At 57.7% G+C, this 16,006-nt stretch carries 16 protein-coding genes and 5 tRNA genes; 9 read left to right on the top strand and 12 right to left on the bottom strand.

Annotated elements, in window-relative coordinates:
- Window positions 1–175 precede the first annotated feature (175 nt).
- A complete protein-coding gene (locus AB5Y90_RS09310) occupies window positions 176–823 on the top strand; it encodes a DedA family protein (protein WP_041202713.1) in 648 nt (215 codons plus the stop codon).
- Window positions 824–900: 77 nt separating this feature from the next.
- Here the strand turns inward: AB5Y90_RS09310 and dsbB are convergent, their stop codons facing one another.
- Together dsbB and nhaB are read right to left on the bottom strand one after the other, a co-directional pair.
- The gene (gene dsbB, locus AB5Y90_RS09315; RefSeq protein ID WP_005336895.1) at window positions 901–1,422 is read right to left on the bottom strand and encodes a disulfide bond formation protein DsbB; all 522 of its coding nucleotides are present in this window, start codon (window positions 1,420–1,422) and stop codon (window positions 901–903) included.
- A 98-nt stretch (window positions 1,423–1,520) separates the two neighbouring features.
- Window positions 1,521–3,101 carry a Na(+)/H(+) antiporter NhaB gene (nhaB, locus tag AB5Y90_RS09320; protein WP_100653658.1) on the bottom strand — a complete coding sequence of 527 codons (1,581 nt, stop codon included), beginning with the start codon at window positions 3,099–3,101 and terminating at the stop codon, window positions 1,521–1,523.
- A 333-nt stretch (window positions 3,102–3,434) separates the two neighbouring features.
- On the opposite strand from nhaB, the gene fadR reads away from it, so the two are divergent.
- The 6 genes from fadR to AB5Y90_RS09350 all read left to right on the top strand — a co-directional run bounded on the left by fadR (window position 3,435) and on the right by AB5Y90_RS09350 (window position 9,045).
- A complete protein-coding gene (gene fadR, locus AB5Y90_RS09325; protein ID WP_026034983.1) occupies window positions 3,435–4,148 on the top strand; it encodes a fatty acid metabolism transcriptional regulator FadR in 714 nt (237 codons plus the stop codon).
- A 265-nt stretch (window positions 4,149–4,413) separates the two neighbouring features.
- Window positions 4,414–4,554 (top strand): TIGR02808 family protein, encoded by a 141-nt coding sequence (locus tag AB5Y90_RS09330; protein ID WP_005345965.1) that lies wholly within the window; start codon window positions 4,414–4,416, stop codon window positions 4,552–4,554.
- 188 nt (window positions 4,555–4,742) lie between these two features.
- The gene (locus tag AB5Y90_RS09335) at window positions 4,743–5,300 is read left to right on the top strand and encodes a YaeQ family protein (RefSeq protein ID WP_307894981.1); all 558 of its coding nucleotides are present in this window, start codon (window positions 4,743–4,745) and stop codon (window positions 5,298–5,300) included.
- 12 nt (window positions 5,301–5,312) lie between these two features.
- The gene (locus AB5Y90_RS09340) at window positions 5,313–6,197 is read left to right on the top strand and encodes an AEC family transporter (RefSeq protein WP_307894980.1); all 885 of its coding nucleotides are present in this window, start codon (window positions 5,313–5,315) and stop codon (window positions 6,195–6,197) included.
- 264 nt (window positions 6,198–6,461) lie between these two features.
- Window positions 6,462–6,926: a hypothetical protein gene (locus AB5Y90_RS09345; RefSeq protein WP_058056875.1), complete on the top strand. Its 465-nt coding sequence runs from the start codon at window positions 6,462–6,464 to the stop codon at window positions 6,924–6,926.
- A gap of 283 nt (window positions 6,927–7,209) precedes the next feature.
- Window positions 7,210–9,045, top strand: a complete 1,836-nt coding sequence (locus AB5Y90_RS09350) for a sigma 54-interacting transcriptional regulator (RefSeq protein ID WP_270657014.1) — start codon at window positions 7,210–7,212, stop codon at window positions 9,043–9,045.
- A 170-nt stretch (window positions 9,046–9,215) separates the two neighbouring features.
- Here AB5Y90_RS09350 and AB5Y90_RS09355 read toward each other — a convergent pair.
- The 7 genes from AB5Y90_RS09355 to AB5Y90_RS09385 all read right to left on the bottom strand — a co-directional run bounded on the left by AB5Y90_RS09355 (window position 9,216) and on the right by AB5Y90_RS09385 (window position 11,598).
- Window positions 9,216–9,292: transfer RNA gene (locus AB5Y90_RS09355), tRNA-Val, on the bottom strand.
- Between the two features lie 38 nt (window positions 9,293–9,330).
- Window positions 9,331–9,407 (bottom strand) — tRNA-Val (locus AB5Y90_RS09360).
- 34 nt (window positions 9,408–9,441) lie between these two features.
- Window positions 9,442–9,518, bottom strand: a tRNA-Val gene (locus AB5Y90_RS09365).
- Window positions 9,519–9,536: 18 nt separating this feature from the next.
- A tRNA-Val gene (locus tag AB5Y90_RS09370) sits at window positions 9,537–9,613 on the bottom strand.
- A 13-nt stretch (window positions 9,614–9,626) separates the two neighbouring features.
- A tRNA-Val gene (locus AB5Y90_RS09375) sits at window positions 9,627–9,703 on the bottom strand.
- 159 nt (window positions 9,704–9,862) lie between these two features.
- Window positions 9,863–11,242, bottom strand: a complete 1,380-nt coding sequence (locus AB5Y90_RS09380) for an MATE family efflux transporter (protein WP_005360967.1) — start codon at window positions 11,240–11,242, stop codon at window positions 9,863–9,865.
- 149 nt (window positions 11,243–11,391) lie between these two features.
- Window positions 11,392–11,598, bottom strand: coding sequence for a YaeP family protein (locus AB5Y90_RS09385; RefSeq protein ID WP_005336882.1), 207 nt, complete (start codon window positions 11,596–11,598; stop codon window positions 11,392–11,394).
- 130 nt (window positions 11,599–11,728) lie between these two features.
- Between AB5Y90_RS09385 and AB5Y90_RS09390 the strand changes: the two genes are divergently transcribed.
- Together AB5Y90_RS09390 and AB5Y90_RS09395 are read left to right on the top strand one after the other, a co-directional pair.
- On the top strand, window positions 11,729–12,631 hold the full coding sequence (locus AB5Y90_RS09390; protein WP_307894979.1) for a DMT family transporter: 903 nt from the start codon (window positions 11,729–11,731) through the stop codon (window positions 12,629–12,631).
- Window positions 12,632–12,734: 103 nt separating this feature from the next.
- Complete coding sequence (locus tag AB5Y90_RS09395; protein WP_270657043.1) at window positions 12,735–13,352, top strand: riboflavin synthase subunit alpha; 618 nt, start codon at window positions 12,735–12,737, stop codon at window positions 13,350–13,352.
- 174 nt (window positions 13,353–13,526) lie between these two features.
- On the opposite strand, the gene AB5Y90_RS09400 is transcribed toward AB5Y90_RS09395, so the two are convergent.
- The 3 genes from AB5Y90_RS09400 to purT form a co-directional block, all read right to left on the bottom strand.
- The gene (locus tag AB5Y90_RS09400; RefSeq protein ID WP_005336871.1) at window positions 13,527–13,730 is read right to left on the bottom strand and encodes a CPXCG motif-containing cysteine-rich protein; all 204 of its coding nucleotides are present in this window, start codon (window positions 13,728–13,730) and stop codon (window positions 13,527–13,529) included.
- A 271-nt stretch (window positions 13,731–14,001) separates the two neighbouring features.
- On the bottom strand, window positions 14,002–14,661 hold the full coding sequence (hxpB, locus tag AB5Y90_RS09405; protein ID WP_139741909.1) for a hexitol phosphatase HxpB: 660 nt from the start codon (window positions 14,659–14,661) through the stop codon (window positions 14,002–14,004).
- 127 nt (window positions 14,662–14,788) lie between these two features.
- On the bottom strand, window positions 14,789–15,967 hold the full coding sequence (gene purT / locus AB5Y90_RS09410) for a formate-dependent phosphoribosylglycinamide formyltransferase (protein WP_270657011.1): 1,179 nt from the start codon (window positions 15,965–15,967) through the stop codon (window positions 14,789–14,791).
- Window positions 15,968–16,006: the final 39 nt, after the last annotated feature.

Here is a 16,006-nt window from a genome sequence, read left to right on the forward strand (position 1 = left end):
CCTTTTCAACAACATACTCGGCTTCTCTCTTTGTGCTCCCACCCTCGAAGGAAGCGGAAAAACGGTTTCATTTGAAGGTGGGCACTGCGGGACAAAAAAGAGGCTGCCCCGGTGATTGTCGCCCGGATGGCATTGGCGTAGACTCCACGCCGTTCACTTTATGGGTATGGAAAAAATGGATCTGATCCTCTTTGCAATCGACTTTATCCTGCACGTTGACGTGCATTTGAAAGAGCTGTTCGAGAACTATGGCGTCTGGGTTTACGCCATCCTGTTTCTCATCATCTTCTGTGAAACCGGTTTGGTAGTGACGCCGTTCCTGCCGGGTGACTCCCTGCTGTTTGCCGCCGGTGCACTTACCGTGGGCAGCGTGCTGGACGTCCATACTCTGGCGGCCGTGCTGATCATCGCTGCCGTGCTGGGCAACGTGGTCAACTACACCATTGGTCACTTCTTCGGCGAGCAGCTGTTCCGCAACCCGGACTCCAAAATCTTCCGCCGCGACTATCTGGAGAAGACCCATGCTTTCTACGCCAAGCATGGCGGCAAGACCATCATCATCACCCGCTTCCTGCCCATCGTGCGTACCTTTGCGCCGTTCGTGGCAGGGATGGGGGCCATGACCTATCCGCGCTTCCTGGCGTTCAACCTGGTTGGCGGCCTGCTGTGGGTACTCTCCTTCGTTTATGCCGGTCACTTCTTTGGCAATCTGCCGGTGGTGCGTCACAACTTTACCCTGCTGATCTTCGGCATCATCGGTATCTCCCTGTTGCCCATGGTAATTGGCGCGGTCAAGGCCAAGATGAGTACAGCCAAGGCGTAACCAGAATACGGTCAGCCAGAATGAGAAAGGGGGAGCCATTATGGCTCCCCCTTTTTATCTCCACACGGCCATGATGATCAGTTGCAGCAACGCCCTTTCACCAGATTGCCGATGGCCACCACGGTGAAGACCAACAGGTAAGCGGCGAAGATGACAACCAGCCACTGGGGCATGGAGTAACCGAAGAACTGCCAGGTGATCTGGGCACAATCCCCTTCCGGCATAAAGAGCCAGGGGAGCCACTGATCGAGCGGAGCCCAGCTCGGGAAGTCGGCAAACGGGCTGCAGACGTTGAACGGGGAGGGGTTGACCTGATAGTCCACATGCTTGAGGGCCAGCTGGAAGCCGCGGAAGGCACTGTAGCCCCACAGCAACATGGCACTCCAGCGAACATACCACTTATCCGGCGCCACCATGCCGAGCAGACCGGCGGCCAGCACACCCAGGGTCGCCAACCGTTCGTAAACACACATCACGCACGGGGAGAGGCCCAGCACATGCTGGAAGAAGAGGGCGCACAACTCGAGGAACAGGGCTGATGCTGCCAACAGACCCCAGGCCAGCCGATGGGCGGCGATACGGCGGAGAAACTCGATCATCTAATTGATCTCTCAGAAAAAACAGTGGCTGAATTAGAGCAGAGCGGGGCAGAAAAGAAAAGGGCCCTGAAAGGGCCCTCGGAAACCATCTCAATGGATTAATGCAGCGCCGGCTGTACCGCTGGCTGCGCACTCTCCATCACCAGCCATCCATGCTGATAGAACCACTCGGTGGCAGGACCAAGCAGCAATTCGACAGAGAAAAAGCCGATCAGCCCCAGCACCAATGTGTAGGGCAGCGCCATCCAGACCATGCGGCCATAGGAGAGACGCAGCAGCGGCGCCAATGCCGAGGTGAGCATAAACAGGAAGGCGGCCTGACCATTGGGGGTGGCGACTGACGGCAGATTGGTACCTGTGTTGATGGCTACCGCCAGCAGATCGAACTGGGCGCGGTCGATGGCACCATTGAGCATGGCCGTCTTCACCTCATTGATGTAGACAGTGCCGACAAAGACGTTGTCACTGACCATGGAGAGCACCCCGTTGGCCAGATAGAAGAGGGCCAGCTGGTTCTCCGGTTTGGCAGCCAGTACCAGCTGGATCACCGGCTTGAACAGCTGCTGATCGATGATGACGGCGACCACGCTGAAGAAGACCGCCAGCAGGGCGGTGAAGGGGAGTGCCTCCTGGAAGGCTTTACCCAGAGAGTGCTCCTCGGTGATCCCGGTCAAGGAGGTGGCCAGCACGATGACCGAGAGGCCAATCAGACCAACGGCTGCCAGGTGCATGGCCAGACCGACGATCAGCCAGATCGCAATCAATGCCTGAACGATCAGCTTCGCCTTGTCTTGGGGGCTGCGTTTAGCTTCTTCGTAGCGGTTGTACTCCTCCATGATGGCGCGCACCGTGTCCGGCAGGCGGGCGCCATAGCCAAACCAGCGGAACTGCTCCACCAGCACGCAGGTCAGCAGACCGCAGATAAAGACGGGGACGGTGACGGGAGACATACGAATGGCAAATTCGGCGAAGTTCCAGCTCGCTTGCTCGCCGATGATGAGGTTTTGCGGCTCGCCCACCAGGGTGCAGACACCACCCAGCGCGGTACCGATGGCGGCATGCATCATCAGGCTGCGCAGGAAGGCGCGAAAATCGTCGAGATCCTGGCGATTGAGCTCGGCGACTTCCTTATCATCGGTATGGTCATGGCTGTGACCAAACTCCTTGCCGGACGAGACCTTGTGGTAGATGGCGTAAAAGCCGGTGGCGACGCTGATCACCACGGCAATCACGGTCAGGGCATCGAGAAAAGCTGACAGGAAGGCGGACACCAGACAGAAGGAGAGGGAGAGCAGGATCTTGGAGCGTACGCCGATCAGCAGCTTGGTGAAGACATAAAGCAGCAGCTGCTTCATGAAATAGATGCCTGCCACCATGAACACCAGCAACAGCAGCACTTCGATATTGGCGACCAGCTCGTGTTTGACCTGATCGGCGGAGGTCATGCCGATCAATACGGCTTCGATCGCGAGCAGACCACCCGGTTGCAGGGGGTAGCACTTGAGGGCCATGGCCAGGGTGAAGATAAACTCAACGACCAGTAACCAGCCCGCAATGAAAGGATCAAGGTGGAAGGCGATCGGATTGATCACCAGAAATAGCAAGATGGCGCTTTTATACCACTGTGGTGCATTGCCCAAGAAGTTCTTGGCGAATGCCTGCCCTAGGCTTATTGGCATGATAATGGGTCTCAACTTTGTTGTTAGGATCTGCTTCTATGCAGTCAAGGATGATTCGACCTGTGCCTCCGGATGTTGGCCTTTATCTGTCTGATTCCTCGTGATTTTAATCAAAAAGCGTGACGATTATAAATGATAGCCGATGGATCTCTGCCCATCTGTCTGTTTTATAACCACCTTGTCGGGGTTGGCTGGCTCCCTCGTGGCGATTAGATACATATTCCCAACACTATATTTGCCATATGTGAGCAGAGGACTGACCTTATGCTTGCCAGCCATCATCGCTTTGATATCATTCGTCAGCCTTTTTACGCATTACAACAGAGTCAATTCATGGTTATAAAAGCGCAGAGCCCAGCTGGGTTTGCCGAGGAATACATCATCGAGTCCATCTGGAACAATCGCTTTCCTCCCGGATCTATTCTGCCCGCCGAGCGTGAATTATCCGAGTTGATCGGGGTGACGCGGACCACCTTGCGCGAAGTGCTGCAGCGACTGGCCCGTGATGGCTGGTTGACCATACAGCATGGCAAGCCGACCAAGGTGAACAATTTCTGGGAAACCTCCGGCCTCAATATTCTGGAGACGTTGGCTCGTCTGGATCAGGACAAGGTACCTGACCTGATAGCTCAGCTGCTCTCCGCCCGTACCCACATCTGCACCATCTTTATCCGCGGGGCGATCCGTCACAATCCGGAACAGGCTGCCGAGATCCTGCGTGGCGCCGATGGGGTCGAGAACAACGCCCAGGCTTATGCCGAGTTCGATTATCGCCTGCACCACCAGCTGGCGTTTGCTTCCGGCAATCCGATCTACGCCCTGATCCTGAATGGTTTCAAAGGGTTGTACAGCAGAGTCGGCAGCTACTACTTCTCCGACAAGCAGGCTCGCGAGACCGCAGATGCCTACTACAAGACCCTGCTCAATCTGGCGGAGACCAAGAACCACGAAGCGGTGTTCATGACGGTGCGTCAGTACGGTATCGAGTCCGGCAAGCTGTGGACACGCCTGCGTCAGGACATGCCAAGCGATCTGTGCGACAACTGATCCCTTGCCTGTGCTGTCCAAGAAACGCGCCATCCGGCGCGTTTTTTTATTCTGCCGTGTTTGTGTCTATCCTTGATTGGCGGTGGTAATTGCTTGAACTGCATGGATATTTGGCCAAAAAGCTTGATCCAGCGCAAATGAACCCTGCATTTATCACTTTGGTGGCATAGGACCCAACCGCTGATTGAGGTCAAATGGAGGCATCAAGAGCGGAGCCAATATCCGCCAGAAGGAACACACCTTTCACCGGATGAAGGACACAACAATGAGTCTTCTTGAACACACCATCTGGACAGTACTGGGATACGGGGCCATGCCCTTTATCTTTCTGAGCGGATTCGTGGCGGTGGCAGTGACCTGTTGCATGCTGCTGAACGCGTTCGGGGTACAGTCCGCCGAGAAGTGAGTCGCTTCTCCATGCCGCCAAATGCCAGTCCTCGGACTGGCATTTGTTTTTTGTGTTTTTTAAAGCTCTTATCCCGGCAGGGAAGGGGAAATCTTTGGTCAGGATGGTCGAACCTGCCGCCGATTTTGATTACACTGGCGCCCGTATTTCCCACTCACCCTTCTCTTATCAGGTGTTCAAGGTTTTCTATGGCTCTCAAGGCAACCGTATTCAAGGCCCAGATCAGTTTGTCTGATATGGATCGCAATCTGTATCAGGACTTCTCCCTCACGCTGGCGCGCCACCCCTCCGAAACTGATGAGCGGATGATGATCCGGCTGGCGGCCTTTGCCTGGCACGCTGCCGAGCGACTGGAATTCACCAAGGGATTGAGCGCTGATGATGAACCTGAGCTCTGGTGCAAGAACTACTCGGATGAAATAGAGCTCTGGATCGAGCTGGGCCAACCCGATGAAAAACGGCTCAAAAAAGCCTGCAACCGCGCCCGTCAGGTGGTGCTCTACCTCTACGGCGGTCGTGGCACCAGCGTCTGGTGGAAGCAGAACCAGGGCAAGCTGAGCCAGCATGACAACCTCAGCATCATCGAACTCTCCGACAGCCAGACCCTTCCGCTGACCGCCATGGTCGAGCGCTCCATGCAGCTCACCTGCACTATCTCCGATGGTCAGCTCTGGGTAAGCAATGGCGCACTGGAAGTGACGCTGGATCCGGTGGTGCTGATGGGCAAACCGGCCCGCGAACTGTAACGGACGCAGCCCATGTTCAGCGCCTTGCTCAATATCGTCATTCCGGTGTTCGGTGTGGTCGGGCTCGGCGCCCTCTATGGGCGATTGCGACCGGGGGCCGCGCTCGGTTACGTCAATCGGGCCAATATCGAGCTGTTTACCCCGGCGCTGGTCTTTTCCGCGCTGGTCAAGTATCCGCTGGCGCTGGCGGAGCATCTGCCGCTGATTGCGGCGGGGGCGCTGGTTATTCTGTTACCCGGTCTGCTGCTCGCGCTGCTCAAACTCAAAGGGATTGAGCGGGCAGCGCTGATCTTGCCCGCCATGTTCCGAAATACCGGCAATCTTGGTATCCCCTTGATGGTGCTGGCATTTGGCGAGCAGCAACTGGGGGCCATCGTGATCCTCTTTGTGCTCTCCAATCTGCTGCACTTCTCGGTCGGCATGTTTATCCTCTCGGCCAATACCTCCCGCTGGCTGTGGCTGCGAAGCCCTGTGCTGTGGGCCGCGCTGGCCGGTTTGCTGGTGGCCAACTTGCACATTACGCTGCCGGAATATGTGGTGACCACGGCCTCGCTGCTCGGTCAGATCTCGGTGCCCCTGATGCTCTTTGCGTTGGGCATTCGCCTGATGGAGGGAGAACTCGATCACCTTGGCCTCGCGCTCAAGTGCAACCTGCTCTATCTGCTGGCGGGGGGATTGTCGCTGCTGCTGGCGATCTGGCTGTTGCCGCTCAAGACGGAGTGGATCCCGCTGTTGATGTTGTCGGTTTCCTTGCCCCCTGCGGTCTTGAATTACATGCTCTGCGAGCAATATCAATGCCAGCCGGACAAGGTGGCCAGTATCGTGCTCGGCGGCAATGCCCTCTCTGTGGTGGTGATCCCGCTGGCGGTCTGGCTGGTACTTCATCTGCCTGGCTAAGTCAGATTGCATCGCTGCGGCGGTGCGACTCACTGGTCAATTGCTTGATCGAACCGAGTCACAGTCGTTCGCATCTCATCCTTGCAGGGGAAAGTTAGCCTATCAGGATCAGCAAGCTCTTCCATGCCATCTCTGTCCATCATTGCCTCCGTAATATATCTGTCGTCCCCGTATCCGACCCTGAGCCCCGGGCCTAACGGCGACAGCTATAGTTGAAAAAGAGCTGACTGACACTGTTTAACCAATGCCAGTGAGGGAAACCGGATGGGCACAAGTGAGCAATCTGATCCTGTGGGGCAGGCAAAATCGCGCTATGACCCGGCATTGCCTACCGGTTATGACTGGCGCAGACACCGCCGTTTTATCCTTAGTGGCGGTGGTTACAAGGCGGAATGTCGCCGTCGCAACTGGTTTCTGGAGTTGCTCAATCCGGTGCCCTATGTGGTGGTGCGAGACATAGCCATCGGCGGCATCGGCATTCTTGGGGCCATACGGTTGAAAGAGGGGGATGAGCTGGTGATTACCATTCCCTCTGGCGAGAAGCTGCGTGGTCTGGTCGTGAGATCCCAGCCAGACCCACTTTTTCCCAAACTCTATCGCACCGGTATTCGTCTGCATCGTTATCCGACGGCCGAGCTGTTTGCCCGCTGGCAAAGTTACATTCAGCCGCAAGATAAAGCGGATTTCGACCATGAGTGCCAAGTCTTGAAACAGGTACGCGGCGCGTGAGTCACGTACCATATCAGTGGTTGGTTTCCCCACATTCAGCATGATCTGTCGATGGACTTTGCGGATCAGCAGGCTTGGTTGGCCCGAGTGGCTTATCTCACTGCATGTGTTTTCATCTTTATGTTTTTATTGAATTTTATCTGTGCCTCGGAAGTCGCAGAGGATGCGGATCATTTTCCCTTTTCGTGATCCCCCCCGAAGTAGTTCCCCCTGATATCCCTTAGTATCTGGCCAGCATGACTCCCTTTAGGGGGAAGAGAACAAGAACAAAAAGGAATGATGGATGAGATCCGTGAGCAACCAGTGTCTGTTGATGCAGATCCAGCCGACCATCTTGCGCTTTGCCAAGATGCTGGCCAGTGTGCTACAGCTTGAGGTCGAGATTGTGGATGCCGATATGGTTCGGGTGGCTGGCACCGGGCCCTATGGCAAGTTCTTCGGACGTCAGTTGGAGGGGGATTCCCGCCTGCTGCGCTATGTGATTGATAATCAGCGGGAGAAGATCGTTACCCACACCAGCGATGATCCCGTGTGTGACGGTTGTACCTGCAAGGAGAGCTGCCGTGAGCGCGCCTTCCTCGGGGTGCCCATCATGGTGGACGAGCGCTGCATCGGGGTGATCAGTCTGGTGGCCTTCAGCGACGAGCAGCAGGCGCGCCTCAACAACAATCTGCAGGATGTGTGTGACTATGTGCGCCATATCTCCACCATCTTTGTGGCCAAATTGCTCGATTCGCGCGGGCTGTCGGACGGGGTCAACAAGGTGTTCCTCAATCTGATGACCAACATGGATCAGGGCTGCCTGCTGCTCGATGACAAGAGTCAACTGCTCTACGCCAACGAGGCGGCACTCCATCATCTGGGTTGCCAGCAGGAACAGCTGCAGGGGCGCGAAGTGGGGATCCGCCCGCTCACCTTCTCCCAGCAGGGGCTGAGTGGTCATCTCCAGCACATCATCACCTTTGAGGGGCGTCAGGAGTTGATCATCGGCCAGCTACACCATGTGCAGGGCCAGCAGCTCTTTCTGATGGCGTTTCACCAGTCCCACTCCGGTCAGGTTCAGGAGCCGGATCCGGATGTGCGGATCGATCAGCTGATCGGCGAGAGCAAGCCGATGCGTACCCTCAAACGGCTGCTGCACCGCATCGCCCAGAGTCCCTCCAGCGTGCTGATCTGTGGCGAGAGTGGCACCGGTAAAGAGGTGGTGGCCCGCGCTGTCCATCGCCTGAGTCCCCGTCAGGACAAGCCTTTTATTGCCATCAACTGTGCCGCCATTCCCGAACAACTGCTGGAGAGCGAGCTGTTTGGTTATGTGAAGGGCTCCTTTACCGGTGCCTCCAGCGGCGGCAAACAGGGCCTGATCCAGGCGGCCCATCAGGGCACCCTGTTCCTTGACGAGATTGGCGACATGCCGCTCACCATGCAGGCCAAGCTGCTGCGGGTGCTGGAGCTGCGGGAGGTGACTCCCATCGGGGCCAGCCGACCGGTGCCGGTGGATATTCGCATCATCGCCGCCACTCACCAGCATCTCGATCAATACATCGCCGAAGGGAAGTTTCGTGAAGATCTCTACTATCGCATCAACGTCATCCCCCTCAACCTGCCGCCGCTGCGGGAGCGGGAAGGGGACGTGGAGCTGCTGACCCACTACTTCCTCAACCTGCACACCAGCCGCATTGGCATCGTCTATCCCGGTTTGGCGCCCGAGGTGATGGCGTTGCTCAAGGGGTATCGCTGGCCGGGCAACGTGCGCGAGCTCAGCAACCTCATCGAATATCTGGTCAACGTCAGCCAGGCGGGCGAGGTGATTGACGCCGGCCTGCTGCCCCCCAACATCATCCGCAATCAGGAGCCCCATCACGTCTCCGCCCAGTCGATCCCGGTGACCAATCTGGATGCGGCGTTCAATGTCCCTGCCACGGCTCCGCTCGCCGCCACGCCGGAGAAGCTGCCTGAACCCGTTCCGGGTGAGAGCGGCCTTGAGAGCATGGAGAAACAGATGATAGAAGAGACCCTGCAGCGGCTCGGCAACAAGAAACTGGCTGCACAGGCGCTGGGGATTGGGATTGCTACCCTCTATCGCAAGATAAAGAAGTACGAGATTGCCGTGCAGAGCTGAGGCGCTGGCGGCATCTATCCGGCCCGTGTCGTTTATCAGACGACACGGGTTTTTTTATGGGAACAAGGCTTTGCGCCATTGCCGAATTGTGCTGAACGAATTGGCGGGGCAGGGGATTGGCTGCATGGCAGAATGCAAAAAGCCCGCTCGATGAGCGGGCTTTTTTAATCTGGTGCGTCCTAGTGGATTCGAACCACCGACCCCCACCATGTCAAGGTGATGCTCTAACCAGCTGAGCTAAGGACGCAGGGTGCGCAATGCGACTTTTATTTCTTTATGCAGAAGTGGTGGGTTTAATTGGATTCGAACCAACGACCCCTACCATGTCAAGGTAGTGCTCTAACCAACTGAGCTATAAACCCACATCTGGAATAACTGCAAAGTATTGAAACTGAATGGTGCGTCCTAGTGGATTCGAACCACCGACCCCCACCATGTCAAGGTGATGCTCTAACCAGCTGAGCTAAGGACGCATAATCAGTGTTCTGTAATGGTGCGTCCTAGTGGATTCGAACCACCGACCCCCACCATGTCAAGGTGGTGCTCTAACCAGCTGAGCTAAGGACGCATCACAGAAAAAGTGGTGGGTTTAATTGGATTCGAACCAACGACCCCTACCATGTCAAGGTAGTGCTCTAACCAACTGAGCTATAAACCCACTTTCTCTTACTTCACTACGCCAGCGCTGCTGACGTGGTCGGCATACTACCCATGCCCCCCAAGGCTGTCAACAGGCCATATGCACAAAGGAGACTGTTTGCCCAGTTCTTGCGCAGCCTGTTGATTTTGCAGGCGAGTTGTCGCTTGCCAAGCCCTGTTACTGAGATCGCGACAGGGTAGTGCAGGCTTCCGGAGTGGCAAAGCGGCCATAGATGTAGCGCAATCTCGCCCCCAGCATCAGGGCCGCACTGGTGAGGCCGACGATAAAGCCGATCCAGAAGCCCTGCGGCCCCATCCGCGGCACCAGCCAGTCGGTCAGACCCAGGATCATGCCGGTGGGCAGCCCCAGTCCCCAGTAGGCGACGATGGTGACGTAGAAAATCGCCTGGGTATCCTTGTAACCGCGCAGCGCAGCGGCCGCGACCACCTGCACCGAGTCGGAGATTTGATAGATGGCGGCGAAGAACAGCAAAATGGCCGCCAGGACGATCACCTGCTGATCATCGGTATAGATGGAGGCGATCTGCTCGCGCAGCAGCACCGTCATGGCGGCAGTGGCAGCAGCGATGGCCATCCCCAGCATCAAGCCGGTGCGAGCCGCCACCCGGGCGTGATGGGGTTGCCCTTCGCCGATGCTGTGACCGACCCGGATGGTGACACCCACCCCGATGGAGAGGGGCAGCATAAAGACCAGGCTGGAGAAGTTGAGGGCAATCTGGTGGCTCGCCACCGTCTCGGCGCCGAAGGGGGCCAGCATCAGGGCCACCACGGTAAACAGGGTCACCTCGCAGAAGATCGCCATGGCGATGGGGAAGCCCAAGCGGAACAAGCGCCAGATCCGGCTGCCGTTGGGGCGAGCCAGCTGGGAGAAGAGGCGGATCTCGGTGAAGTGACGGGAGAGCTTCACATAGAGGATCATCGCCAGCAGCATGGCCCACAGCACGATGGCCGTGGCCACGCCACAGCCGACCCCGCCCAGTTTCGGCATGCCGAAGTGGCCGTGAATGAAGATGTAGTTGGCGGGAATATTGACCGCCAGCCCGACAAAGCCGATCACCATGGTAGGCATGGTGTGGGAGAGCCCCTCACTGAAGTTGCGCAGCACCTGGAACAGCACGAACGCGGGAAGGCCCCACAGAATTGCGTGCAGATAACCAGTGGTCTTGGCCGCCATCACCGGCTCCACATCCATGAACTGCAACGCCAGCGGGCTGTAATAAAGCGCAATCATCGCCAGCGGGGTGACGATCAGTGCCAGCCAGAAACCCTGATGAACGGCCGGGCGAATTGCCTCCCGTTTACGGGCGCCATTGAGCTGGGAGACGATGGGGGTGAGCGCCATGATGATCCCCTGCACCAGCAGGATCACCGGTAGCCAGAAGCTGGACGCCACTGACACGGCAGCCAGATCGACAGCACTCACCTGTCCCGCCATCACGGTATCGACGAAGTTCATGGCGACCTGGGCGACCTGGGCGACCAGTATGGGGCTGGCTAGACGGACGAGCTGCTTCGCCTCGGACCAATAACGTTGCACTGACACCTCCGAGTGGATCAGATAAGAGTAAAAAAGAGCGGAAATCGGGAAGAGCCTTTGCACTTTCGGACGAAAGTGCAAAGGGTGGGGGAGGCATTCTAGCCTGAAATTCAGCCAGGACGAAATAGTTGCCACCCCGAGGGGCAGGATCAGGCGTCTTCGTGATCGCTGATCAGCAGGTTGGCAGCGGCATAGGCAGCCTGTTCACGCAGTTCGGCGGGTACCCGCTCATCGGCGGCGACCGCGTTGAGGGCGCGAATAGTGGCGGCAATGGCGTTTGGCACATAGCCCTGTTCACCGGATCCAATCTGGTTATAGGCGATACGGATCGCTTCACAGCACTCATAAACCATCATGATTTGCTTCCTTGAAAGTAAAAAGGCGAGCAAATATAGCGGTTTTGCTCCCATTTTGTCAGTCTCGCGGTTGTAATTTGCGGCAAGCCCGTTAGTTTGGTTACCCCCTTTTCCTGTTTCGGCCTCTTTGATGCTGTTCTCTTCGCGCAACTCACTGGCGATCTTTCTGACGCTGTTTGCACTTCTCGCCCTGACGCTTAAGGATGGCGCAGACAAATATCTGGTACTCCATGGCTACTCCGTGATGGAGATGGTCTGGTTTCGCTTCTTTGTTCCTTTCCTCGGTCTGCTGCTGTTGTTGCCAAGGCGCACCATGTCGGCGCTGCTGGCGGTGGATCGCTGGCTATTGTTGCGCTCGCTGCTGTTTCTGGTCTGTGCGCTGGTCTCGGTGATTGCACTGGCCCATGTACCGCTCAACGTCTACACCATCATTTGCCAGCTTGGTTCGCTGGCTTTCGTGGTGGCGGGCGTGATCTTTTTCAGGGAGCGTCTGACCCGGGCCAAGGTGGCGGCCGTGCTGTTGGGGTTGTTTGGCGTGCTGGTGGTGACCCATCCTGACGGGGGCGACGCGAACCTCTACTATCTGCTGCCACTGGTCATTGTACTGGCCAACACCGGCTACAACCTCATCACCAAGCTGGTGGATCCACATCTGACCACCCTCGATATCCTAATCGTCACCTGCTTCATGCTGGGGATGGTGGCAATGGTCGCACTCTGCTGGCAGCCTGCACTGTGGCGCTTTCCGGCGCTTGCCGACTGGCCCTATCTGCTGGCGCTACCAGTGGTGACCCTGCTCTCCCAATATTGCCTTATCAAGGCGATGCAGTATGCGCAGGCCTCTACTCTGGCGCCCTTCTTCTATTTCCAGATCTTTTTTTCTACCCTCTGCGGCTATCTGATGTTTGGTGAAATGCCGACCCTCAGTAGTATGGCGGGGGGTCTGCTCATCGTGCTGGCTGGCATAGTGGTCATCCATTCCCAGCGCCGGGCTCGTGTGCTGGCGCGGTCTGAGGCGGCGGAGCAGGTGTGACAGTTTGTACGAAACGAATTGTGTAAAAAACGGATTATGTAAAAGAAGCGGCCACAGGCCGCGATAAAAAACAGAGCGTGTTACCAGAAACAAAGAGGTGATGATGTTTACCGGAATTGTGCAAGGTGTGGCCGAGCTGGTCGCCATCGAAGAGAGTGCTTCATTTCGTACCCACGTGATCCGCATGCCCAGCCGGGAGTGGGGGGAAGGGCTGGCCCTCGGCGCTTCGGTCGCCCACAACGGCTGCTGCTTGACCGTTACCCGGGTAGAGGGTGAGCTGGTCAGCTTCGATCTGATGCAGGAGACCCTGCGCCTGACCAACCTCGGCAAGCTGCAGGTGGGGGACAAGGTCAATGTGGAGCGGGCTGCCCGCTTTGGCGATGAGATCGGCGGTCATGCCATGTCTGGCCATATTATCGGCATGGCAGAGGTTACCTCGGTGATCGATACACCCAACAACCGTCAGGTGTGGTATCGCCTTGCTCCCGAGCTGATGAAATATGTGCTGACCAAGGGATACATCGGCATCGACGGCATCAGCCTGACCATAGGTGAGGTGCGCGAGCAGGAGTTTTGCGTTCACTTGATCCCCGAGACCCTGGCTCGCACCAACCTGGGTTGGGTCAAGGCCGGCTGGCCGACCAATATCGAGATCGATCCCCAGACCCAGGCCATCGTCGATACGGTGGAGCGGGTACTGGCGGTGCGCGCGGGTCACTGAAAGGAAACGGCTCGGTGTCAATCCCCTCATAAGCAAGGGCCTGCAGTGTGCAGGCCCTTGTTATTTACATGGTGAAAATATCCACTCAACTTTCTATGGCTCGCAGTCACAACATCTGCTCAGCTCTTTGCGACTTGCAGGCAAAACAGATGCTCGGCCTTTTGTGACTCGCAATCAAAACAGTTGCTCGTCGTCTGCATCCACAAACAACTGCAAACAGTCGCGGGCTTCGTCGCGGTGAAGCCGCAGGTGGATCGGATTGCAACAGGCCATGCAATCTTCGTAAAACTCCTGATCACCCTGGCTGGCATCCAGCTCGACCCGGGTATGGTGGCCGCAGTGGGGGCAGACGATGCGCTTGCTGGTGTACTCGATCATGATAACCTCCTCGGGCCCTGGGGCCGCCTATCTACCCTGATTCTAGTCGGGCTGCAGGGGGTTAACCGCGAGCAAACGCACGTTTATGACAGAGATCAAGCCTGAGCGATGGCAAGGTGCAACCGGTTGGAGTGGTCGTGTGCGAGAGGAACAATCTGGTTGAGAATGACAGGTGAAAAGAGGGGAATTGCCAACGGTTGTTTGGCAATCACAGGGGGCTGGAGCCCCCTGCGGATATGAGAACGCGAGCGCAGCAAGGCGCCGATAGGCGCTACTTGACCCAGCTGGCCAACATGTCGGCATTCAGCTCGGCCAGCGAGCCTAGCTGGTAGTTGGCGATGGCCAAACGTGGGTCACCCACTAAAGCCGGATCCGGCACGATCAGCGCGGTCATGGAGGCCGCCTTGGCTGCCAGCAGACCGGTAAAGCTATCTTCGATGGCCAGACAATGAACCGGCTCTACCCCCAGTTTCTCGGCGGCGTGGATGTAGACATCCGGGTGCGGTTTGCCGAAACGCTCGATTTCCGCAGAGTGAACCGCCATAAAGCGATCGCGAATGCCAAGTTTGCCGAGCACTGCTTCTACCATCGCAAAGGGGGAGGAAGTGGCCAGACCCACTTTCAGGCCGCGGGCTTCGATAAGGTCGAGCGCCTCCAGCACACCGGCTTTGGCCTGACCTTCGGAGAGGATCAGGGCGTTGACCCGATCCAGAATGCGCTGTACCACCTCTTCCTGAGTTGGGCCGCTCCACGGGCGCAGGCGATACCAGTGGGCAACCAGCTGATCGATGCGCACGCCGATGGTCGACTCACAATCCTCGACGGTGTGGGGGTGACCCAGTTCGGAGAAAACGGCGATCTGGGCCCGTTGCCAAAAGGGTTCCGAGTCGATCAGAACACCATCCATATCGAAGATCACGGCAGCTAACATCTTGTACTCCTGACAAATTTGAAGAGGGGATTATAAGCCTGACGGGGAAATGCAAAAGGGGCATTACCATGCCCCTTGCGCCCGATCACATCGGCAAACGTTTGTTTTGCTGTGACAAAAAATGCCCTTAGAACAGTACTTCGACCTTGGCGGCCACGGCTTTGGCTTTTTCCACCGCATCCTGGCAATCCTCTGCGCGGGCCAGCGCCACGCCGAGACGGCGGCGACCGGCGATCTCCGGTTTGCCAAACAGTCGCAGCTGGGCGCCCGGCACCTTGGCAAGCGCCTCGCCAATCCCCTGATAGCGGATATCCTGACTGTGCCCTTCGCGCAGCACCACGGCAGAGGCGCTCGGCCCGTACTGGGTGATGGTGCCGACCGGCAGCCCCAGAATGGCGCGCACGTGGAGGGCGAACTCGGAGAGATCCTGCGAGATCAGGGTCACCATGCCGGTATCGTGGGGGCGCGGCGAGACTTCGCTGAACCACACCTCGTCGCCCTTGATGAAGAGCTCGACCCCGAACAGGCCGTAACCACCGAGGGCCTCAACCACCTTGGCGGCCACCTCTTTGGAGCGGGCCAGCGCCAGCTCGCTCATCACCTGCGGCTGCCAGGATTCGCGGTAGTCGCCATCTTCCTGCCGGTGGCCGATCGGCTCGCAGAAGTGAATGCCATCGACGGCGCGTACCGTGAGCAGGGTGATCTCGTACTCGAAGGGAACGAAGCCCTCGACGATCACCTTGCCACGACCGGCGCGGCCGCCTTCCTGGGCGTAGGTCCAGCTCTCATCGAGCTTGGCGAGATCGCGCAGTACACTCTGCCCCTTGCCGGACGAACTCATCACAGGTTTCACCACACATGGCAGGCCGATAGCCTCGACTGCGGCGACAAACTCCTCTTTGCTTTGGGCAAAACGGTAGGGTGAGGTGGGCAGACCCAGGGTCTCGGCGGCGAGGCGGCGGATCCCTTCCCGGTTCATGGTGAGCTGGGTAGCGCGGGCGTTGGGCACTACCTTGACCCCTTCTTGCTCAAGGGCCGCCAGGGTATCGGTGGCAATCGCTTCAATCTCGGGGATGATGAGGTCGGGTTTAACCTCGGCGACCAGGGCACGCAGGGCGTTGCCATCGAGCATATCCAGCACGTGGGCTTTGTGCGCCACCTGCATGGCGGGGGCATTGGGGTAGCGGTCGGCGGCGATCACTTCGATCCCGAACCGTTGCAACTCGATGGCGACCTCCTTGCCGAGTTCGCCGGAGCCCAGCAGCAGGGCACGGGTGGCGCCGGGGCGGGTTGCGGTTCCAAACATACGATCTCTCCTGATGTCGATGGTCATTGTTGATGATCG

This window comes from Aeromonas sp. R4-1 (assembly GCF_040908325.1).
GTDB classification, from domain to species: Bacteria; Pseudomonadota; Gammaproteobacteria; order Enterobacterales; family Aeromonadaceae; genus Aeromonas; species Aeromonas veronii.